This window comes from Burkholderia sp. S171, from assembly GCF_009766085.1.
GTDB lineage: Bacteria > Pseudomonadota > Gammaproteobacteria > Burkholderiales > Burkholderiaceae > Caballeronia.
Genome location: NZ_LMUF01000075.1, coordinates 111,378 through 133,656 on the forward strand (window position 1 = coordinate 111,378; position 22,279 = coordinate 133,656).

Here is a 22,279-nt window from a genome sequence, read left to right on the forward strand (position 1 = left end):
GCTACCGGGCGCGTCCGGCCGCTTGCGCCGCGCGGCTGGCGTCATTCATGATCTGCCCGGCAAGTGCGAGTGCCGCATCCGCCGCCGCGGATTGCGTCCGATCCGCAAGACAGATAAGCGCGAACTGGAGCCCCAATTTGCGCGAATGAACAATTGGCACGCGCACGAGGCGCTGACTATCGGGATCTCGCTGTAACACGGAAGCCGTGCAAAACATCACGGCATCCGATCGCGCGACTACGTCCTTCAGCACGGCGACATCGTCACATTCCAGCTGCACCGGAATGGCTTCGTGCGCGCGAAACTTTAGCAATCGCCGCAACGCATCTTCCATGAACGCGGACAGCGGCACGGACACCATCGGAAAATCTTTTAACGCTGCCAGCGGCACCGGTGAACGTGCGAGCAACGGATGACCAGGGCGCACGAACCAGCCACCGTCATGACTGGTCAGACGATGCGTGCTTATGTCGGGCGCAGCAGGCGTTTCGCGACGATCCACCACCACGAAATCAGCGCCCTCCGAGCGCAGGCTTTGCATCAGCACGCCCGCTTCGTCTATTTGAACCACTACCTTGGTGGCAGGAAACCGCCGCGCAAGTTCGACCAGCAAATCCGGAAACAGGACGGCAGCGGCATAGGGTCCCATTCCGATTCTCACTTCGCCTAGGGCGTCGGATCTGATCAGCTCGACGTCGCGAAAAAGACAGCGTGCTTCGAACAGCACCCGCCGGGCGCGCTCGACCAGCATCCGGCCGGCTGCCGTCGTGGTCACACCGCGTGCTGCACGATCGAAAAGCTTGATATCGAACTCGTCTTCCAGCGCCTGGATACTGCGGCTGAGCGCGGGCTGACTCAGGTGAACCCGCTCCGCTGCACGCGCGAAACTGCCCTCCTCGGCGAGCGCGATGAGGTGCGCGAGACGCCGCGAATTAATCTCATGCATGATTTAAAACGGAGCCCTAATTGATTGATCGCCGGTTTTGAAGCCGGCTGGTTATACCATTTCTCACAGTCTGCGAGCCGCACATACCAGCGCATACCGGCGCCGAACGTTCGCAGAAAATACGCGAACGTCCGGCGACATCCCGCGCCGGATGCGCCGGTCCTGACTCAAAACGGGTTCAAAACTTGTGCCGGATCCCGGCCATCACGCCAAGCTGCGTGCTTTTTTGCGCAAGGCTGACAGCGTTGACCCCTTGCAACTGCGAGCCGATCAGATCGCCTCTATAGAGTGAATAATCGGTTGTCAGATATACATCGGTACGCTTGGAGATGTCGTAGTCGGCGACCAATTGAAACTGCCACGCCGAACCGTCCATCGGCTGGGTCTTCCCGTCTTGCAGCGTGCGCCATACGTTCCCGGCGAAATGCCACGGTCCGACTTGCTGCGTAATACCGCCAAGTATCATCCGTCGTTTCTTGAAGTCGGACCATTTCAGCGCGGCGAGTCCCGGTGCAGCGAACGGCCCGTTGGCGAACGTGGAGAATCCCTTGTCGTTCTGATTGACGATATAACCCAGCGCGAAGCGCGTCTTGTCCCACGTGTACGAGCCGCCGATGGTCCACGCCTTTGCGTTGCTGCCGTTGATCGAGTCCTTCGTTTCCTTGAACGCGCCACCGAGCGTGAACGGGCCGTTCGCCGGCGCGTACGCTGCGGCCACGCCGTACTGGCTGCCGTATGCCATATGGCCGGCGTTGCCGCTGAACGAATAGGCGGTCGAAATACGGAAGTCCTTGTACTTGCCGTGATACTGAATCTGGTTGCTGCTCCAGATGCCGCCGGTCATGGTGACTTCGGGCTGGAAGTTGAAGTCGAAGGGAATCCACGGATTGCTGGAGTAGCCGCCCATCACAATGCCCTCAATCATCACGTTGTACTGACGGCCCAACACGACCTGTCCGTAAGTGGATGACTGCAGTCCGATTTGCGCTTCGTTGAAAAACGGCATGGTCGGGTCGCTCTGGCCGCTGTTCAGGAAGAAGCGGTTTTCGAGCTTGAAGGTGGTCGCCCAGCCGCCGCCCAGATCTTCAACGCCCTTGATGCCCCAGCGGCTTTCGCTCATGCCGCCCGGTCCCATCAGGAAGCGGCCGTTACCCTGCGTGTCGGCGTTGGACAGATAACGCACGCTCACGTCGGCAACGCCGTAGAGCGTGACGCTGGATTGTGCTTCGCTCGTTTCGCACGCGAACGCGGCGGGCAGCAACGCGCAACTCAGCTTGCACCATTTTCCTAACCCGCCCGTTTTTTTAAGTTGTCCCGACCTGTTCATACGTCTCCTCGTGATGTCGTAATGCGACGATCAGGCCGCGCCTGTATCGCCACGAATCAAAGAAGCCGTTGCCCGTCTCCGATGCACCCGCGTCATGCCGCTGAAGCGGTTGCCCCTTAAAAGAGTCTGCTGCGCGTTTGCGCTGCCAATTTGAGACTAACGAGGGGATTTACTCCAGTGCATTCCTTGCATCGATAGGATGCAGGAGCCGCATGAGAGCGAGGGGGAAAGACAAGCAGAACAGCGGTCGCGCGGTTCGCGTCAGCGAACCCGGAATAGTGAGATAGAAAAGATAAGATCAGCGGCAGCAGGGGCAATAGCGGTCGGATAGAACCGCCTTGGTGCGCCAGCGCGCACGTCATCCCGGCCCAAGAAGGCACGCGCCACAGGAACGCGCCTGCTGCCTTAAAAGCGACTACTGCGCCGCCTTCACCACCTGCGCCAGTTTCACGAACTCGGCCACCGGCACTTCTTCCGCGCGCCGCGAAAGGTCGAATCCCAGCGCATCGAAATCCACGCGATCACGATACACGCCCAGCGTATTGCGCATCATCTTGCGCCGTTGCGAGAACGCCGCCAGCACCACTTCGCCCAGCACCTTGTCGTCCACATCGGGCAACTCATCCGGCGCGAAAGGAATCATCCGCACGATGGCCGAATTCACCTTCGGCGGCGGATTGAACGATTCGGGCGGAACGTCGATGAGTTTATCGATGGCATAGCGATACTGAAGCATCACCGTCAGCCGCCCAAAATCCTTGTTGCCCGGCTCGGCGATCATCCGGTCCACCACTTCGTCCTGCAGCATGAAATGCTGATCGATGACTTTAGGCGCGAACGTGGTCAGATGAAACAGCAGTGGACTGGAAATGTTGTACGGCAGGTTCCCCACAATCCGCAGCGACGGTTTATCGCCTTCCAGCGCGAGCGAACCAAAGTCGAACGCGAGGGCATCGCCGGCATGCAGCGCCAGCAGATTGCCAAATCGCTTCTCAAGCCGCCCGATCAGGTCGCGATCCAGTTCTACCGCGTGCAGCGGCGACTCCGGCGTGGAGAGCCGCTCGACCAACGGCGCGGTGAGCGCGGCGAGACCCGGCCCGATCTCAACCATGCGTTCGCCGCGTTTGGGCGCGATGGTGTCGACGATCGAATCGATCACGCTTTGATCGACGAGGAAGTTCTGCCCGAAGCGCTTGCGCGCGAAGTGGCCCTGGTGCTTGATGGACATCGGAGAAGCCGATTAAAACCGCAATGAAAAGGAAGGCAATAGGTCAGGAACGACGATGACGCGCCATGGCGACGGCTGTATCGATAGCAACCATCAGGCTGCCCGGATCCGCACGGCCGGTGCCGGCCAGATCAAGCGCGGTGCCGTGATCGACCGAGGTACGGATGATCGGCAGCCCGAGCGTGATGTTGATGCCTTCGCCGAACGTCGCGAATTTCAGGACCGGCAAACCCTGGTCGTGGAACATCGCGAGCACGCAATCGGCGTCTTTGAGATAACGCGGCTGGAACAAGGTATCCGCCGGATAAGGACCGGGCGCGTCAATGCCCAGCGCGCGCGCTTGCAGCAGCGCGGGCGTGATGACATCGATTTCCTCGCGGCCCAGATAACCGTTTTCGCCCGCGTGCGGATTGAGTCCGGTGACCAGGATGCGCGGGTTCGGCAGACCGAACAGCGCTTTCAGGTCGCGATCGATAATGCTCAGCGTTTCGACAATCCCATCCACCGTCAACGCCGCCGACACGTCCTTCAGCGGCAAATGCGTAGTAGCAAGCGCGACGCGCAGCGGCCGCTCGCCCATGCCCGCGAGCATCATGACAACGCGCGGCGTATGGGTGCGTTCAGCGAGATATTCGGTGTGGCCGGTGAAGGGAACGCCGGCATCGTTGATAGTGCTTTTTTGCAGCGGCGCGGTGACGATAGCGTCGAACCGACCACTCACCGCCCCGTCGATAGCTGCATCGAGCAGGCCAAGCACGTAACGCCCGTTAGCGGCATTCAACTTGCCCGCGACGACGGGCACGCTCAGCGCGTGATGCTCTATTTCAATGTCCGCGCCGCTAGAAAGCCAAGCCGACGAACCCGCCCGCTCAGCCATCAACTCACGGTCGCCGAGCACGGTAAACCGCACCGATGGCCAGCGCTGTGCCGCTTCAGCCAGCGCCGCCACCGTCAACTCAGGCCCTACGCCCGCCGGTTCCCCGGTGGTAATGGCGATTGACAATGGCGACGCTGCGTTCATCTCAAGCCTTACTGGTTCAGCGCTTGCTGAGCCGCAACACCCTTGTATTGCACATAGGCGGTGTCGCGCAGTTCACGCAGCCAGTCGGAATATGCTTGCTCGGCCTTGCGCTGACCGATCGCCTGACGTGCCGTGTCCAGTTGCTGCTGTACCGAGCCTTCCGCATCGCGGCGTGCCAGCACCTGGATCAAGTGATAACCGTACTCGCTGCGAACCGGGTCGCTGACCTGGTTGTCTTTCAGGTTGTTCATGGCGCGCTCGAATTCCGGCACGGTTTCGCCCGGGCTGATCCAGCCGAGGTCCCCGCCCTGTGACGCTGAACCGTCCTGCGAATAGGTTTTCGCGAAGTTGCCGAAATCACCGCCCTTCTCAACGTCACCCTTGATTTCGAGCAGCTTCTGACGGGCGGCCGACTCGGACACGCCATCGGCTACGCGAATCAGGATGTGCCGGACATGGGTCTGCACGATCTTGGGCGCATCGGCGGCCTGGCCTTGGCCTACGCGACGATCCACCAGCTTGATGATCTCAAACCCGCCGTCAGTGCGAATCAGTTGCGGATTCACCTCGTTCGGACGCAGCGTTGAAACCGCCGTCACAATGGACGCCGGTAACGAAGCCTGGGTGCGGAAACCGAGATCGCCGCCCTTGGCCGCATCGGTATCTTGCGTATTGTTCTTTGCCAGCTTGGTGAAGTCCGATCCGCTTTGCGCGTCTTTCAACACGGCATCGGCCTTCGCCTGAATAGCGGCAATGTCAGCCTGCGACGCGTTGTCCGGCACCTTGAACATGATGTGCTGCAGATGCAGGTCGTTGGACTGGCGGGCGGCCGGTCCACGCTGGCTGGCAACGTAGTTGGCCACTTCGCCGTCCGACACCGTGATCTTGCTGTCCACCTCTTTCTCACGCAGTTTCGACAGCGTCAGCTCGGTGCGGGCATCGCGTTGGAAGGTCGTCCAGGGCACCCCTTGCGCCTCAATGCGCGCGCGGTACACGTCGAGCGTCATGTTGTTTTGCTGCGCGAGGCGCTCGAGCGTGCGTTGCACGGTGGCGTCGTCAACGACGATGTTGTCTTCCTTCGCCTTCTGCAACTGAATGCGTTCGATCACCATCTGGTCGAGCACCTGACGTTGCAACTGATCCGCCGGGGGAACCGGCGCGTTCTGCTGCTGCAAGCGGCGCACGATCAGACCCGTGCGGTCGGCGAGTTCACGTTCCGTGATGACGTCGCTGTTCACCACCGCAGCGACAGAATCCGCAACCTGCGCACCGCCCGCCGTGGTCGAGGACGACAGCGCCTGAGCGTGCGCCACCGGTCCGGCCAGCAGCGCTGCGGCGAAAACACCGGCCGCGAACATTGCGCACTTCAACTTGTTCATGTTTGACACAGATACTCCATCGATTGCGGCCGGTGACCGACCCTATTGCCTACGGCGTACTGCACACTCCGCACGCTCATTCGTAATTCGTGTAACGCGCAAGCGGTGCGGGCGGCGGCGGCGGCGGCGTGTAGCCAGCGACGCCGGCACGGAACGCCGCGGTCAGCCCATTATCGACGTTCGACAAGCCCTTGAACGTCATTTGAGCGAGAATCCGCGTCCCGGCAGTGTTACTTCCGGTGCTAGTGATACCGTTTGCGTAACGCTGCAGGCCGACGCCCAGCGTCCAGCAGTCGGCATCGTACTGGAAGCCCAACAGGCCGTCGACAAGCCGATGGCCTGCCAGATCGTAGTTCACCCGGGCGACGCTATAAATGTGTTGCGATAGCGGCCATTGTGCCGAAACCAGAATCTGGTTGATCGGCGAGGTGGACAGCGTGGTCTCGTTCGCCCGCGTGTACCGGTATCCAATATTGATGACTTCGCGCGCCGCCGGGCTGAACCCGAAACCAATGCTCGAACGCACCAACTGGTTGTTGTCGGCATTATATTGGAACGCAGTTTCCTGTGAAAAACCAGCGCCCAGCTTGAAGGACGCGCCCAGGATCAGGTCCGAATGTTTCGCCTGGTCGAGCGGCTGGCCTGCGGTGATCGTGACGCGCTGCGGCTGGAAATAATACTGCTGCGCGATCACAAAACGCGCACGTTCGTCACCCGTTGCCGGGTTGATGAAACGCGACGTCAGGCCGACCGTCAGACGGTTTGCATCGGCAATACGGTCGTTACCTGCGTACGTGTTCGGCGTGTAGATTTCAGCGAGGCTGAAGTCCGACTGGCCGGTATCGAAAATAGGCGCGAATTCCTGGTTACGGTACGGCGTGTACACGTAATACAGGCGCGGCTCCAGCGTCTGGATGTAATCCTGGCCGAAGATTCGCACCGAGCGGTCGAACACCAGGCCGGTGTCGAAGCTGACCGTGGGAATGGATTCCGACAGGTTCTTCGGCTGGCCCGCCGGCGTGCCGTTGGCCGCGCTGCCGATCTCGTTCAAGTCGTACGACGCGAAGTGATACTGCACCTTCGGCGTAACGAAATAACCCGGTCCGGTAACGCTGTAGCTCAGGTAAGGATTGAAAACAACGCGCTGACCTTCCGTGGAGTCCGCGATGGTGGTCGTAAAGCGCGTGTAGTCCGCTTCCGCGCCGTAATCGAAACCGCCGACGTTGTACTTGTTGTACAGCACGTTCAACTGCGGTTCGCGGGCGTACGGCGAGGTTGCCGGCGGCAACACCTGCCAGCGCTGTTCGTGCGCAAGAATGGACCACGGTCCGTTGTTGTACGTGACACCCACTTCCTGCTGATACAGGACCTGCGTGCCGTTGATGATCTGGTTCGACGCGTTGCCCAGGTCTTCCGGATACTGATTGTCCGAGACCTTGTTGTAGTTGATGTACGCGCCGAATCCGCCACCGAAGTTCTGCTGGTGCTGGATGTAGATCGCATAGCGGTTCGTATGCGTCTGCAGATCCTGCGGCAGGAATTCGCCGGTGATCGTGCCCGAATAAGTCGGCGACAAATACCGGAACGTCGACTGGATCTGAATACCGCGCCGCGTCATCAGGCGCGGCGTAACCACCAAATCGCGATTCGGCGCGATATTGAAGTAGTACGGCAACTCCACTTCAAAACCGGTGGTCGAATTCACCGACACCGTCGGCGGCAAGATACCGCTCCGCCGTTCGCTGGTCAGCGGAAACGACAGCCACGGGCTCGCGAATACCGGGACGCCCTGGAAAAACAGCACGCCGTTGTGCGCGACGCCTTCGTTGGCGCCGGTATCGAAGTCAAACGACGTACCCTTGATATACCAGGCCGGATCCGTCTCACACGAACATGCGGTGTACGTGCCGTGATCGACCTTCGTTTGTTCGTCGTCGATCAAGTCCGCGCGCTGCGCGCTGCCCGAGCCGTTCGAGAGATTGAAGCGGTACTTCGGGTTCGTCATGTAACCCTCGTTCGCCTCCACCTTCAAGTGCGCTTCCGGGCCGATAAACGAATTGCCGTTGCTGAAGATCCTGACATGACCGTAAGCATCGGCCATGTCCGTGTCCTGGTCGTAATGCAGCGCATCCGACTTGATCACCGACACATTACGGCGCAATTCGGCCGAGCCCTTCGCTGCCATGTCCTGATCGGCCGTGCCCGTGGTGTGATCGCCGAGGACGAACGTAGCGGGCTGGTCGCCTTGACGCAGCGGCCGTTCCTCAAGCTGAGGCGCGAGCCGCAGGCTCCAGGCGTCGCCTAGTGGCTGCGTGTCGGCTGCCCCGCCCGATAGCTGCGCGTGCGCGAGCGCGGGCATCAGGCCGGGCACGGCGATCAACGCCGCGAACAGCCGCCGCCTGCGTGGCCGCTGATCACGCTGTGGGCGCAATGGAACTGGTTTGGAAAACTGTCGTGGCGGCATGTTTGAGTGCTGTTCAATCGCGTCACGCTCGGCGCTCGACGAGAGTACCCGGGCACAGCCACCGGAACTCGCGCCACCGGAGTTGTCGGTTCGCTGCGAACGAAAATGAATCGATCGATGGATGAGTCGGGCGGCTATCGTGCCCTTCGGTGGCCAACGATGCCGTTGTGGCCTGCCAAAGGCTTCGCGCCGGGCGCAAACGGAATGCTTAAAAAAGTCGTGGGGTATTATATGGCAAGACGTTTCACCCCTCGAATTTATGACGCCCCCAAACACCGATTTTCGCCTTACCCAGCTTCACGACTGGCTGCAAACCCTGGCTGATCGGTATCGGCTGGACCTTTCCACACTTGCCCCCGCTTCCGCCGACGCCAGTTTCCGTCGATATTTCCGGTTGGCTGCTGAAAGCGACGCCGGCAAGACGCTGATTGCCGTCGATGCCCCGCCGCCCGAGAAGTGCCGCGAGTTCGTGCAAGTAGCCGGATTGCTGCGCGACGCCGGCGTGCATGTACCGCAGATCCTGGAAACGGATTTCGATGCCGGCTTCATGCTGGTGACCGATCTCGGCACCACGACCTACCTCTCCGTCCTCGATGAAAAGAACGCCCGGCCGCTGATGCGCTCGGCGATTGATACGTTGATCAAGTTCCAGGTGACATCGAAGGAAGGCGTTTTGCCCGCTTTCGATGAAGCCTTCCTCCGCCGCGAAATGGAACTGATGCCCGAGTGGTTCGTGGCGAAGCATCTGGGCCACACGCTGGACGCCGCCGAACGCAAGGTACTCGACGACACCTTCAACGTCCTGGTCGAAAGCGCATTGGCTCAGCCGCAGGTTTTCATGCTGCGCGACTTCATGCCGCGCAACCTGATGGTCAGCGAGCCGAATCCCGGCGTGCTCGACTTTCAGGACGCGGTGTACGGACCGTTGAGCTATGACATTGCTTCGTTGATGCGGGATGCGTTCGTTAGCTGGGAAGAAGCGTTCGAACTCGACTGCTTCGTCTACTACTGGGAAGGCGCGCGCAAGGCCGGATTGCCTGTGGATGCCGATTTCGGCGAGTTCTATCGGCAGATCGAGTGGATGGGATTGCAGCGCCATATCAAGGTGCTGGGGCTGTTTGCGCGCATTTATCATCGCGATGGGAAACCGCAGTATCTGGCGGATTTGCCGCGGTTTATTGGTTATGCGCGGAAGGTGTCGGAGCGGTACAGGCCGTTGCGGCCCTTTGCACGCTTGCTTGATACGCTGGAAGGCCGTGCCGTAGACGTGGGTTATACGTTTTGAGCGCTCTCAACGTAGCGATGATCTTCGCCGCCGGGCGCGGCGAGCGCATGCGCCCACTGACGGATTCGTGTCCCAAGCCGCTGCTTAAAGTTGGCGGCAAGCCATTGATTGTCTGGCAGATTGAACGGCTCGCGGCGGCGGGGTTTGAAGTCATCGTGATCAATCACGCCTGGCTTGGGCGGATGATTCAGTCGAATCTTGGCGATGGCTCGCGTTGGGGCGTCGAGATCCGCTACTCGCGCGAGATGCACGCGCTGGAGACGGCCGGCGGAATTGCCAAGGCCTTGCCATTACTCGAAAAAGACGGTGAAGCGGCGGTTTTCCTGGCAGTCAGCGGCGACGTATTCTGCGACTTCGACTACGCGAGCTTGCGAGCGCGCACGGCTGCAATGGCGCTTGCATCTGAGCCCGCCATGCATCTGGTCATGGTGCCGAATCCGCCGTTCCATACGCTCGGCGATTTCGCGCTCGAGCCCAACGGCACACTTTCCCTCGATGGCGAAGCACGCTTCACGTTCGGCAATATCGGTTTGTACGACACGCGCATGTTCCGCGATCTCGCTCCCAACACGCGGCGCGCATTGACGCCGTATTACCAGGAGACGGTCGCAGCCGGGCGCGCTACCGGCGAACTGTATGAAGGACGATGGGAGAACGTTGGGACGGCCGCGCAGCTGGAGGAGCTGGATCGGGCGCTGCGGGGCAAGTAAGGCGCTGAACGCTATACCGGGGTCCAGGGGTCAATGATTGGGACTCCTGCCGTCTCGAAGTCCTTGCCGTTTCGCGTCGCGAGCATTGTGTCATGGGCGTGGCATACAGCGGCAATTTGCGCGTCGGCTGAACTGATTGGCCGACCAAGTGACTCGCATTCAGCCACAAGCATTGCGTAACGGCGTGCGGCATTAGCATCGAAGGGGAGAATCTTGCCGGCCAGTTCTCCTTCGAGCATGGATTCGATCGCGCCGCGCAGCGCGGTTTTGCGTTTGCCGTGCGCGAGCCGGGCAACCCCGTACAACAATTCCGCAACGGTAATGGCTGTGGTGTACAGGTCCTGCGAATGCTGCGAATCGAGCCAGGCCAAAACGTTTTCATCGGGGTTGGCGCGCATGAGTTCCGACAAGACGTTCGTGTCCAGAATAATCATTCCGGAAACTCGGCAACCCGAGGTTGTTCAGTGCGATCCGGTAGCGACAGACCCTCGTCGGCGAGACTCGCAAAGCGTTGATGGACGCGGCTGCCAAAACCAGCGGTGTTCGCAGTGCCCACCAACGCGTTCTGCAATATCACTCGCACCTCTTCTTCCATGGACCGGCCATGCCGGGCCGCTTCAACACGAAGCAATGCCTTCACCTGGTCGTCCAGATTGCGAATTGTCAGCGTTGCCATAAAGAGTACTCCGTTTGCTGTCATTGACTGCAATGCTAGCACATAATTCACGAATTGGACGTTGTCGGCACGGTGAAGTCCGTGCCGGTCAGCGCCCGGTTTGCAAATGGTAAAATCCATTTCTCCTTTCGTCTCACTCCGCGGCCCCACCATGTCCGATACCCGTCCCGATACCCTCTTCGCCCTCACCGCCTTGTCACCGCTCGACGGTCGCTACGCTGCCAAAACCGAGGCGCTGCGCGAATGGCTATCCGAATACGCCTTCATGAAGCATCGCGTGAAAGTGGAGATTCACTGGCTGATCGCGTTGTCGCAGGCGGGATTCGATGAAGTCCCGGCCTTTTCCGCCGACTCCGAAGATTTCCTTCTGCAACTCGCCGAGCGTTTCACCGCTCACGATGCCGCGCGCATCAAGGACATCGAAAAGGTCACGAATCACGACGTGAAAGCGGTTGAGTACTGGCTGAAGGAATCGGTGAAAGGACAGCCGGAACTCGAGCGCGCCAGCGAGTTCATCCACTTTGCGTGTACGTCGGAAGATATCAACAACACGTCGCACGGCATGATGATCGCGGGCGCCCGTGAGCATGTGCTGCTGCCCGCGCTGCAGTCGGTGCATGAACGCCTTGTGAAACTGGCTCACGCGAACGCCGCGCAGCCCATGCTGTCACGCACGCACGGTCAGCCGGCCAGTCCCACCACGCTCGGCAAGGAAATGGCGAACGTGGCGGCGCGGCTGCAAAACGCGATCGAGCGGATTGCCGAAGTGCCTATTCTCGCGAAGATGAACGGCGCGGTCGGTAACTTCAATGCGCATTTGTCGGCGTATCCAGAGTTCGATTGGGAAGTGTTCTCGGAAAGCGTGGTGGAAGATCGCCTGAAACTTACGTTCAATCCGTACACCATTCAGATTGAACCGCACGATTACATGGCCGAGCTCTTCGATGCCATCACGCGTGCCAATACCATTCTTCTGGATCTGGATCGCGATGTGTGGGGCTACATCTCGGTTGGCTATTTCAAGCAGCGGACGAAGGCGGGTGAGATCGGGTCATCGACCATGCCGCACAAGGTCAATCCTATCGACTTTGAAAATTCGGAAGGCAATCTGGGAATGGCTAACGCCATGCTGCGCCATCTCGCCGATAAACTCCCCATCTCGCGCTGGCAGCGCGACCTCACGGACTCGACCGTGCTGCGTAACATTGGCGTTGGATTTGGGTATTCGCTGCTCTCATACGACTCGCTGATTCGCGGACTGGACAAGCTGGAAGTGAATCCGGCGCGTCTGAATGAAGATCTGGATAACTGCTGGGAAGTGCTGGCCGAGCCGGTGCAAACGGTCATGCGTAGATACGGCGTGGAGAATCCGTACGAGCAGTTGAAGGAACTGACGCGCGGTAAAGGCATTACGCGCGAAGGCTTGCAGACGTTTATCAAGGGACTGGCTATTCCCAATGACGCCAAGGACCTGCTTCTCGCCATGACGCCGCATTCATATGTGGGTAAAGCGGTGGAACTGGCGAAACGTATCAAGTAATTCACTGCACGGTTTCATGGAATGAACATGAATGCAAAGGCCGTTCGATAACCTCGAACGGCCTTTGCATTTCGCGTGTCACAGGAGGCTGGCCGCTGCGCGAAACGCCTGCTGTCAATGCACTTCGACTCTCACCGCGTGCTCAACCAGCAGTTCGGTGTTCGCGGTCGAATGCTCGACCACGTTATAAAGCACCCCGCCGACCTCCGCCGTGCCGTGATGATGCCAGTCGCCATCGATCAAACCTGGAACATGCGAGCTGGTCAGATCCACGGAATCGCCTTCCTTCCCGTTCACAATGAGCTGATGTTTTCCGTCGTCGATGAACAGGTCTTGCTCGCCCAGACTAAGCACATCTGCTAGCGAGAGCACCAGCGCGTTATGTTGTCCGCCAAGGTCGAAACCGCCAATGCCAGGAACGTGCGCAAGCGATGAACGGTCCGTGAGCGCGCTCAGGTCGAGAACCTGATGGTCGCCCTGAAAAGCGAGCATATCGAAGCCCTTTCCGCTGTCGGGATGCGACGCCAGTTGCCTGACGTAGGCCTGTGGATCAGCGTCCGGTTGGCCAACGGCGCGAACATTGTTGTCCCCTTCCGCGTTGTCCATGAACGCCTGAGCGGCTTGCGTGCGAAACGCATTCGCCGGGAAATACGGCAACCCGCTGTTCTCCGGCGAATGATTGAAAAGCGACGACTCATTACTCTGCAATGGAGCGTCCTGGTAGCGCTGCGCTGAATGACTGGACGCTTCCACGGTAACGGGGAAATAACTGGTTGCAATCTTCGCGCCGTACTGACCCGCTTGCACGGCTGACAGATCGTGAATGCCATCGAAAAGCGGCGTTGAAAGTTGCAACGTCCAGTTGCCCTGACCGTTCGCTGCGACCACGCCGAGTAGCGTTGTGCCGTCGTACACGTCAATAGTTGCGAACGGTTCGGTCTTACCCGTAATCAGCGGGATTTCGTTATTGATGGTGCCGCCGCTTGCTGCGCCATCTACACTCGTTATGCCCGTCTGGGGTTCAATGTCAAACTCAGAAGCCATTTTGCGTATTCCTTTGGTTAAGACCAGAGTACGGCACTTAGCTTGGTATTCATCGGTTGGCGAACGCAATAAATGGTTGTCCCGCGGTCGTTGATTCACAACCTGAAATAGCTCAACGCGCTAAGCTTTACACCTCCAATATGGCGCACTTGCGGAGAAAAGTAATTATTTTTCAGTGTCAGTTTTTCAAACCATACGGATAACGAAACTATTTTATAGATTGATAGCGGGTTGAGGCTGCCACAACAATTCATTCATATGGAGTCTATAGCGCGGTGCTAAACGCAATCTGATCTATTCCAACTATGAAGCCATGTATTGCGGTTCGCGGCATGTAACGTCTATCTTGGTACGAGTGGGCATAAGAGGCTCGGCTAGTTTTTCGACTAGCGTTGCGCTACTCAAACTCCCAAATTGCTTACGCTTGCGCAATAAAAAAGCCGTTTCAGAAACTTCCTGAAACGGCTTTTCTTGCTGCTTTCAAACAGCCCGCTTTCCTCACTTGGCGAAAGCGGGTTTTACTCCTTTAATGCACAACAACCTGCACGCCTTGCTGAACCAGCAATTCGGTATGTGCGCCGGCGTGTTCGTACACGTTGTACGTTACGCCGCCGACATCCGCCGTGCCGTGTGCCTGCCACTCGCCATCAGCCAGACCCGCAACATGCGAGTTCGACAGATCGACCTCGTCGCCTTCCTTGCCGTTCACCATCATCTGCTTGTTGCCGTCCTTCTGGAACAGGTCGGTTTCGCCCAGATTCAGCACGTCAACCAGCGACAGCTTCAGCGTGTTGTGCTGACCGCCCAGGTCGATCACTTCGATACCCGAAATCTTCGCCGCCGCCGTCTGGCCGGTGAGCGAGGTCAAGTCGAGAACCTGATGGTCGCCCGTCAGGTGCAGCGTGTTCACGGCAGGCGCTGCGCTTGTTGCGTCGACCGGATGCACCGTGCTGCCCTCAATGTGAGCAGTGGTTTCCTTGAAGTAGACCGTTGGGTCTACGTTCAAATCTACAGTGTCATGGCCGCTGATTCCCTTGAAGGCCTGATGATCCTCTACGACCGTGTGTTGCGACGTAGCACTGCTGGAAGGGTCGATTGCGACATTGCTAGCTTGAACCGAATGATCAGTTGCGTCGGTGCTAGCTAACGAACTCGCGTCACCGGAGTGATCAGCATTTAAGTCCATGGAGGCTATCGCCTTTATCGTCGTCCCTGACGTTATCGCCGACACATTGGACAGGGTTCCATAAGCGTTACTATTGGCCATGGCCCGCATTTGGGCATCAGTGGTGCTGTAAATAAGAGTACTGTTAGGCCCGCCGAAGAGGTCCGTCAAACTCCAGTAGAAGTTATATATGCCACCCGTTATATAACCGAGGTTGTACACCGTAAGAATCGTACCTGAACCTTGACTTACCGCCCACGTGGTATTGTTGTTATTTTTCGCTGCACCCGAGCAATCCATAAAGAGGTAGCCCAACTGCGGAACGGCAATTCCGGTGAAATCGAAAGTCATCATGTAGCCATTATTCCCATTCACCAGCATGTTTTCAAAGCGCACCGTACCGCCGTGCCCCGTGCTCGCCTCGTAAAACGAATATGCCGCTGACGGCAAGGACATGCCAGCGCTATTCACCACTTTAGCCGTATAGGTATGGGTTCCCGGCGCCACCCCTGAATCGTTGTACGACCACGTGTTTCCGACCATGGTCCCGGTCCCGCTCAGTTGCACACCGTCCCGATAGACAACAAGCGTTTCGCCAGCAAGCAACGGCGACGACACCGTGCCGTGAACCACCGGCGATGAGTCATACGTTGAACCACCCGCCGGAATATTGGCGCCGGTCGTGTGATCCGTCAGGCTGGCGATTGAGACGGTTTCGGTAGGGACAACCGGAGCCGGCGAAGCCTCGGTGAACGAATACGGACTCGAGAGCTGACCATCACCCGCTGCGTTCCGAACTTTCGCGTAATAGGTATGACTTCCCGCGCCCACGTTCGAATCGTTGAACGTCCAGCTGGTTCCCGACACGGTGGCCGTGCCAAGAGTCATGCCGTCGCGGTACACCGTAATGCTCTCGCCACCAAGCAACGAAGAAGACACCGAGCCGTGAACCACCGGCGATGTGTCGCTGGTCGATCCACCTGCCGGAATATTGGCGCCGGACGTGTGATCCGTCAGGCCGGTGATTGCCACGGTTTCAAGCGGGGCAACAGGGACTGACGAAGCCTCGGTGAACGTAAATGTGGTTGAGCGCGGACCAGCGCCGGCTGAGTTCTCCACTTGGGCGTAATAGCTGTGGCTTCCTACACCCACGTTCGAGTCGTCAAAACTCCAAGTTAAACCCGTTATCTTGGCGTTGCCGACCTTCTGTCCGTCACGATAAACCGCCAAGGTCTCGCCGGTGAGCAACGCAGAAGACAACGTGCCCATTGGCGACGGCGTTGTATCTTTCGTTGAACTGCCCGCAGGTATTGCCGAGTTCAGATTGTGGTCCCACAGGCCGGTGATTGAGACGGTTTCAAGCGGGAGAACAGGGCCTGGGCTGACCTCGTTGATGATAACGGTATTTGACGTCGGTCCTGCTCCGCCGTTACCTTCAACACGCGCCTGGTAGGTGTGCGATCCAACCGCCAAGCCCGAATCCTGGAACGTCCAGCTAGTGCCGTTCACGGTCGCGGCACCCTTGTTGGCGCCGTCGCGCCAGATGATTACTTGCTCACCAGCGAGCAGTGGCGACGAGATAGTGCCGTGAAGCACCGGCGACGTGTCACTGGTCGATCCGCCTGCCGGAATATTGGCGCCGGACGTGTGATCGTTCAGGCTCGTGATCGTGGTGGTTTCGGTGGGGGCTACAGGTGACACTGTGAAAGTGAACGCGGCCGGATCCGACTTCGGACCTGTAGTGCCCGCTGCATTCGTGTCCGTGACAGTAATGCTGTGCGCGCCGCTGGAGAGATCGCTGGTCGGCGTGAACGTCCACTTGCCGTCCGTGCCAATCTTGGCTGAGCCAATCGCCGTCGCACCGTCGTACACCGTGATGATGTCGCCTGCCGTGCCTGCGCCGCTGATATGCGGATGGCCATCAGTCGTGGTCGAGCCTGCGGGAATTGACGCACCGCTGTCGTCGGTCAGGACCGGAACGGGCGGTTTCGCGGGTGTGGAAGTATCAATGGTGACGCTGGTCGACGGCGACATATTGCTCGCGGTGCCTGCCGGATTCGTATCCGTCACGGCAAAGACGTGACCGCCCGGGGTCATGTCGCTCGTTGGCGTGAATGTCCACGTGCCGTTCTGTGCAACGATTGCCGTGCCAATAGCTTTGCCGTTGTCATACACAGTGATCGTGTCGCCGGCCGTACCCTTGCCATTGATATGCGGATGCGCGTCAGACGTCGTGCTGCCCGCCGGAATAGCCGCACCGCTGTCATTCGTCAGCGTGGGCGCAGGCGGCGTGGCCGGTGCGAGCGCGACCTCATTGAACGAGTACGGCGCCGAAAATGCACTGCTGCCAGCGCTGTTTTCTACTCGCGCTTGGTAAGCGTGACTTCCCATCCCAATAGGAACTGTTTGCTGGAAAGTCCAATATTGACCATTCATAACTACCGAGCCAACTTTCGCGCCGTCAAGGTACACAAAAATCGTCTCACCTGCTGCCAACGCCGGGGACACGTAGCCCAATAGCGACGGCAGTGGGTCTGATATCGAAGCGCCGCTAGGAACATTCCCCCCCGTTGTATGATCGGTGATGGTGGTAATAGTAACGCTTTCGGTCGGGATCGATATTGCCCCGAAGGTGAACGGAACCGAATCCGAGTGCGGTCCCGTCGTGCCTGCTGCATTCGTGTCCGTGACAGAAATGCTGTGCGCGCCGCCGGACATATCCGTGGCCGGCTTGAACGTCCACTTCCCGTCGTCACCAATTTTGGCCGAACCAATTGGGGTCGCGCCGTCGTACACCGTGATGATGTCGCCTGCCTTGCCCGTGCCGCTGATGTTCGGGTGACCGTCAGTCGTGGTAGAGCCCGCGGGAATTGAAAGGCCGCCGTCGTCGGTCAGGATTGGGGTGGCCGGCTTGGCCGGCACGCTGGAGTCGATCGCAAAGGTCCAGTGGTTGGAATGCGCGCTCTCCGTACCTGCGGCATTCTTCTGAGTCGCGCTGATATCGTGCAGACCTTCCGCAAAAGACGGGTTCTCAAAGCTCCATTTGCCATTTCCTGCAGCGACCGCTGAACCGATCAGAATAATTCCGTCATACACATACACGACACTGCCCCCAACGGCCTTACCGTTGATGACCACGTCCGGCGACGGCACGATCCCGCCTATAGGAATAGACGGGACAATCGGGTTATCGCCGAGCCAATCAGTCGCGTTAGTAATGACCGGGGCGCTGGGAACGGTTGTGTCTACCGTGAACGAGATGTCCGTGGAATGGCCGCTCGTGCCCTTCGAGTTGGTCTCGGTGGCGTAAATGTCATGTGGACCGTCCAGCAATGCCGTGGTCGGTGTGAACTTCCATACGCCGCCTGCGGGAACCGTGAGCGTACCCAGCACGATCGCGCCGTCATACACAGTGATTACGTCACCTGCAACGCCCTTTCCGTTCAGCGTAGGCTTCGGGTCGTCCGTGGTCATGTTGTTGGTGATCGGACCGGTGATTGCGCCCACCGCGTCAACCAGGCTGGTGATGATCGGCGCTGACGGTGCCACGCTGTTGATGACCAGGCTGTCTGGGTCCGAATGTTCGCTCGACGTGCCGGCCGGATTCGTGTCGGTGACCGTGATGGGATGCGTGCCGTTGGACAAGTCCGTGGTCGGCTTGAATGACCACTCGCCGTCCGGCTGGACAATCGCCGTGCCAATAGGGGTATCGCCGTCAAACACTGTAACGGTGTGGCCAGGTGTGCCCTCGCCGCTGATGATTGGGTGTGCGTCAGAGGTTGTGCTGCCCGAAGGAATCACGTGACCGCTGTCATCCGTCATGACCGGCAGGGCAGGCTTCGGTGGGACGGTTGTGTCTACGTTCACGTTGATTGGCACCGAAGGCGTGCTCGGTGTGCCGGCCGGATTCGTTTCAATCACCACGATTGCGTTCGGGCCGTCAGGCAGCTTCGGCGAAGGCGTGAACGACCAGTCGCCGTTCGAAGGAATGATGAGCGAACCAATAGGCGTGTCGTTGTCGTACACCGTGATGGTGTCGCCCGGCGTGCCTTTGCCGCTAATGTCCGGCGTTGCGTCGTTCGTCGGCGTGCCCGGGACAATCGGCTGGCCCGTGGTGTCGTTGGTCACGACCGGAACAGGCGTGGCCGGCGTGGTGGTGTCGACCTTGAAGCTGATGTCGGTCGAGGGACCACTCGCGCCTGCCGAATTGGTTTGCGTCGCGTAGATGTCATGCGCGCCGTCGGTCAGCGGCGTGGCCGGCTGAACACTCCATTTCCCGTCTGCGCCAACCGTGGTCGAACCGATCGGCTTCGAGCCGTCATAGACGATGACTACGTTGCCGGCCACGCCCGTGCCTGTCAGCACAGGACGCGTGTCGTCCGTTACCGTGCCATTCTTGATAGGGCCGGTGATGGTGCCTACGTTGTCCGTCAATGCCGTGATGACCGGCGCTGCGGGTGCGACTACCGTAGTCGCGATCGACACGGTCAAGGGTACTGACGACGCGCCAATGTTACCGGCCGTGTCAGCCGCAATAGCGATGAAATTATGCGTGCCGCCCTTCAGGGTCGCGGTGGTTGCGAACGACCAGGTGCCGTCCGCGCCGACCGTGGCCGAGCCGAGCAGCTTGACGCCGTCATAAACCTTGACGATGTCACCCGCGTCAGCCTTGCCGGTAATGACCGGCTGCGCGCTGCTTGCCGTGCCGCCGCTTACGGCCCCGCCAACGGAAGTGATGACCGCCTGGGACGGATCGATTGTTTGAAGTGCCATGTCATTACCTTTTATTACATTGAGATCGAAAGGACGCGGAGCTGCGCGAGACGCCGAAATGCATCGCTCATGCGGTCCCCGGTAAACGAGTCGGATTGCGAAACATTGAGTCCCAACACGTGAAGCTGGATTCTGACCGGCAAGACGATGCAGTCCTACAGGAAAAGTCCTAAATACATGGCACAGGGAGTCGGGTGGGCAAACAAACAACTTCTTTCAGCTTGGGTAAAACCCACGCTGAAATTTTATTTGGCAGAACAGAATCTTTAGCGCGCTCTACGTTACATGCCCACCAGTTGGCGTTCAAGCACGGTACTGAAATGGCGAATTTCTCGAATCGAGGTTCTGATAACGGTACGTCTGAGAGATTGGAGGTCTTTTCTGACTGTCTTGCGCAAGCGTTTCGCGAACAGCCTTCGCAATGTATTTTATTGCGCGGAGGCTTCACGCATCTTGTAATGCACGGTCATACTTCTGCAGGCAGCCATGCGCTGAACAACGGACCACGCCGGGAACCAATATGCGATTGATTGAATGATCCGTCTTTGAAGAAAAAAAGCGGATTCAGCATTGCACTGAACCCGCTTTTTTTAAAACACCATCATATTGCCTTCTCAAGATCAAACTCAGCGACGCTTCATTTCCATCAATACGGTGTCCACAATACTTTCCGGTGTGAGCATAATATCCACTTCAATGGCTTCATCAGCTCCGGGTGGCTCCAGCGTATCAAGCTGGCTTTGCAACAATGCCGGATCGAAGAAATGGCCCTTGCGAGTCTTGATCCGTTCCTTCAACAATTCCGCCGTTCCCTTCAGGTACACGAACGTCACGTCCTTGTCGCCGTCGCGCAGAATATCGCGGTAGACGTGCTTCAGCGCCGAACACGCATACACATGCGTGGTGCCGTCCGCCTGCTTCTGCACAATCGAAGCACGAATGGCCTTGAGCCACGGCCAGCGGTCATCGTCTGTCAGCGGAATGCCCTTGTGCATCTTGTCCTTGTTCGCCTGGCTGTGAAAACTGTCGGCATCGGCGAAATCGCACTTCAGCCGTTCGGCCAGCATTTCGCCAATGGTGGTCTTGCCACACCCGGATACACCCATCACGATCAATATCATCAGAATCTCCTCACACGACCGTCGCGAGCGCGAAAGTCAGTCCCAAACCCATCACCGAAATAATCGTCTCGCAAAGCGACCACGTCTTGAAGGTCTGCCCGACCGTCATGCCGAAGTACTCCTTCACGAGCCAGAAACCGCCGTCGTTCACGTGCGAGAAAATCAGCGAGCCGCAACCCGTTGCCAGCACCAGCAATTCAGCACTGACCGCGCCGTTCGATGCCGCCGCGATCGGCGCAACAATGCCGCACGCGGTCGTCATGGCGACGGTCGCCGAACCCGTGGCAAGGCGGATCAGCGCGGCCACGAACCAGCCGAGCAGCAACGGCGATAAATGCGCAGCCGATGCCGTGGCCACCAGTTGCTGCGAAATTCCGCTTTCGCGCAGCACGTTGCCAAAGCCGCCACCCGCGCCGACGATCAACGTGATCCCCGCGATAGGCGCGAGGCAGTCGCCGCAGAATTTCTGGATCTGCGCACGATCGAATCCACGCGATGCCCCAAAGCTCCAGAAGCTGAACAACACAGCGACCAGCAACGCGACATCGGAATTGCCGAAGAAATGCAGCAAGTCGTTTGGCAGCGTCTTTGGCGTGGAGATCAGATCGGCCCAACTGCCGATCAGCATCAGGATCACCGGCAGCAGAATAGTGAATAACGTAATGCCGAAACCCGGCAGTTCGCGCGTTTCGCCTTCCTTGCGGGTATCGATGAATTGAGATGCCAGCGGGTTGTTCTCCGGCAGCTTGATGTACTTGTGGATCAACAGCGCGAATAACGGACCGGCAACAATCGCCGTGGGAATACCGACAATCAGCCCGTACATGATCGTCCGGCCAATATCCGCGTGATACGCCTGCACGGCGAGCAGCGCGGCGGGGTGCGGCGGGATCAGGCCGTGGACCACGGAGAGTCCGGCGACCATTGGCAAGCCGATCAGCAACAGCGACTTCTTCGTGCGTTTCGCGACGTTGAACGCAATGGGAATCAGCAGCACGAAACCGACTTCAAAGAACACCGGCAAGCCGACGATAATCGCCACACACATCATGGCCCAGTGAATGTATTTCTCGCCGAACCAGTTGATCAGCGTATTCGCTATACGTTCGGCACCGCCGGATTCGGCCATCATCTTGCCGAGCATGGTGCCAAGGCCCACCACAATGGCTATATGCCCAAGCGTGTTGCCATTGCCCGTTTCGAAAGCCTTGACGATCTTGTCCATCGGCATGCCGACTGCAAGACCCAATAACAATGAAACGATGATCAGTACGAGAAACGGGTAAACCTTGTATCGCGTGATCAGCAGGATCAGCAGCGCAATAGCGATAACCGCGTACACCAGCAGCATGCTGCCGTGAACAGGCTCCATGACACGCCTCCTTCGGTTGTTAGCGTTTTTGTTGGGTCAGCGGGTGCGTTTGCCGTTGTTCAAGCATTCATTCAAGCATTTATGGATGCATGGATTTGGCATGCGCACGCGCAATCGGCGAGTAACTGAGACGGGATTTTACTTGCAGCGCCCGAAACCTGCGCAGTAAGCGTTGCCGAATGTGAAAAAGCCCTTGCGGCACGTTTGACACGTGCGCCGCAAAGGCTT

15 protein-coding genes are annotated in these 22,279 nt (G+C 58.8%); 3 read left to right on the forward strand and 12 right to left on the reverse strand.

Annotated features, from left to right (window positions below; all coding sequences use genetic code 11):
- Nucleotide 1: 1 nt before the first annotated feature.
- The 6 genes from GSQ93_RS37185 to GSQ93_RS37210 all read right to left on the reverse strand — a co-directional run bounded on the left by GSQ93_RS37185 (nucleotide 2) and on the right by GSQ93_RS37210 (nucleotide 8,365).
- Nucleotides 2–946, reverse strand: a complete 945-nt coding sequence (locus GSQ93_RS37185) for a LysR family transcriptional regulator (protein ID WP_158941201.1) — start codon at nucleotides 944–946, stop codon at nucleotides 2–4.
- Nucleotides 947–1,124: 178 nt separating this feature from the next.
- Nucleotides 1,125–2,273 carry a porin gene (locus GSQ93_RS37190; protein ID WP_158941202.1) on the reverse strand — a complete coding sequence of 383 codons (1,149 nt, stop codon included), beginning with the start codon at nucleotides 2,271–2,273 and terminating at the stop codon, nucleotides 1,125–1,127.
- A 415-nt stretch (nucleotides 2,274–2,688) separates the two neighbouring features.
- Nucleotides 2,689–3,501, reverse strand: coding sequence for a 16S rRNA (adenine(1518)-N(6)/adenine(1519)-N(6))-dimethyltransferase RsmA (gene rsmA, locus GSQ93_RS37195; RefSeq protein ID WP_158941203.1), 813 nt, complete (start codon nucleotides 3,499–3,501; stop codon nucleotides 2,689–2,691).
- Nucleotides 3,502–3,544: 43 nt separating this feature from the next.
- Nucleotides 3,545–4,522 carry a 4-hydroxythreonine-4-phosphate dehydrogenase PdxA gene (gene pdxA / locus GSQ93_RS37200; protein ID WP_158941204.1) on the reverse strand — a complete coding sequence of 326 codons (978 nt, stop codon included), beginning with the start codon at nucleotides 4,520–4,522 and terminating at the stop codon, nucleotides 3,545–3,547.
- A gap of 8 nt (nucleotides 4,523–4,530) precedes the next feature.
- Complete coding sequence (locus GSQ93_RS37205) at nucleotides 4,531–5,910, reverse strand: peptidylprolyl isomerase (protein WP_174254718.1); 1,380 nt, start codon at nucleotides 5,908–5,910, stop codon at nucleotides 4,531–4,533.
- Between the two features lie 67 nt (nucleotides 5,911–5,977).
- Nucleotides 5,978–8,365 carry an LPS-assembly protein LptD gene (locus GSQ93_RS37210; protein ID WP_158941206.1) on the reverse strand — a complete coding sequence of 796 codons (2,388 nt, stop codon included), beginning with the start codon at nucleotides 8,363–8,365 and terminating at the stop codon, nucleotides 5,978–5,980.
- A 259-nt stretch (nucleotides 8,366–8,624) separates the two neighbouring features.
- On the opposite strand from GSQ93_RS37210, the gene GSQ93_RS37215 reads away from it, so the two are divergent.
- Together GSQ93_RS37215 and murU are read left to right on the forward strand one after the other, a co-directional pair.
- Nucleotides 8,625–9,650, forward strand: a complete 1,026-nt coding sequence (locus tag GSQ93_RS37215; RefSeq protein ID WP_158941207.1) for an aminoglycoside phosphotransferase family protein — start codon at nucleotides 8,625–8,627, stop codon at nucleotides 9,648–9,650.
- 17 nt (nucleotides 9,651–9,667) lie between these two features.
- Nucleotides 9,668–10,360, forward strand: coding sequence for an N-acetylmuramate alpha-1-phosphate uridylyltransferase MurU (murU, locus tag GSQ93_RS37220; protein WP_158941230.1), 693 nt, complete (start codon nucleotides 9,668–9,670; stop codon nucleotides 10,358–10,360).
- An 11-nt stretch (nucleotides 10,361–10,371) separates the two neighbouring features.
- Here the strand turns inward: murU and GSQ93_RS37225 are convergent, their stop codons facing one another.
- Both GSQ93_RS37225 and GSQ93_RS37230 read right to left on the reverse strand, forming a co-directional pair.
- Nucleotides 10,372–10,794: a type II toxin-antitoxin system VapC family toxin gene (locus GSQ93_RS37225; RefSeq protein ID WP_158941208.1), complete on the reverse strand. Its 423-nt coding sequence runs from the start codon at nucleotides 10,792–10,794 to the stop codon at nucleotides 10,372–10,374.
- Nucleotides 10,791–11,036, reverse strand: a complete 246-nt coding sequence (locus GSQ93_RS37230) for a plasmid stabilization protein (RefSeq protein ID WP_158941209.1) — start codon at nucleotides 11,034–11,036, stop codon at nucleotides 10,791–10,793. Before GSQ93_RS37230 ends, GSQ93_RS37225 begins: the two co-directional genes overlap by 4 nt.
- A gap of 151 nt (nucleotides 11,037–11,187) precedes the next feature.
- Between GSQ93_RS37230 and purB the strand changes: the two genes are divergently transcribed.
- A complete protein-coding gene (gene purB, locus GSQ93_RS37235) occupies nucleotides 11,188–12,576 on the forward strand; it encodes an adenylosuccinate lyase (RefSeq protein ID WP_158941210.1) in 1,389 nt (462 codons plus the stop codon).
- A 114-nt stretch (nucleotides 12,577–12,690) separates the two neighbouring features.
- Here purB and GSQ93_RS37240 read toward each other — a convergent pair whose 3' ends face one another.
- From GSQ93_RS37240 to GSQ93_RS37255, 4 genes are all read right to left on the reverse strand, one after another.
- Nucleotides 12,691–13,620, reverse strand: coding sequence for an Ig-like domain-containing protein (locus GSQ93_RS37240; protein ID WP_158941211.1), 930 nt, complete (start codon nucleotides 13,618–13,620; stop codon nucleotides 12,691–12,693).
- 526 nt (nucleotides 13,621–14,146) lie between these two features.
- Complete coding sequence (locus GSQ93_RS37245; protein ID WP_158941212.1) at nucleotides 14,147–19,558, reverse strand: Ig-like domain-containing protein; 5,412 nt, start codon at nucleotides 19,556–19,558, stop codon at nucleotides 14,147–14,149.
- A gap of 626 nt (nucleotides 19,559–20,184) precedes the next feature.
- Complete coding sequence (locus GSQ93_RS37250) at nucleotides 20,185–20,679, reverse strand: gluconokinase (RefSeq protein ID WP_158941213.1); 495 nt, start codon at nucleotides 20,677–20,679, stop codon at nucleotides 20,185–20,187.
- A gap of 10 nt (nucleotides 20,680–20,689) precedes the next feature.
- Complete coding sequence (locus tag GSQ93_RS37255; protein ID WP_158941214.1) at nucleotides 20,690–22,051, reverse strand: GntP family permease; 1,362 nt, start codon at nucleotides 22,049–22,051, stop codon at nucleotides 20,690–20,692.
- Nucleotides 22,052–22,279: the final 228 nt, after the last annotated feature.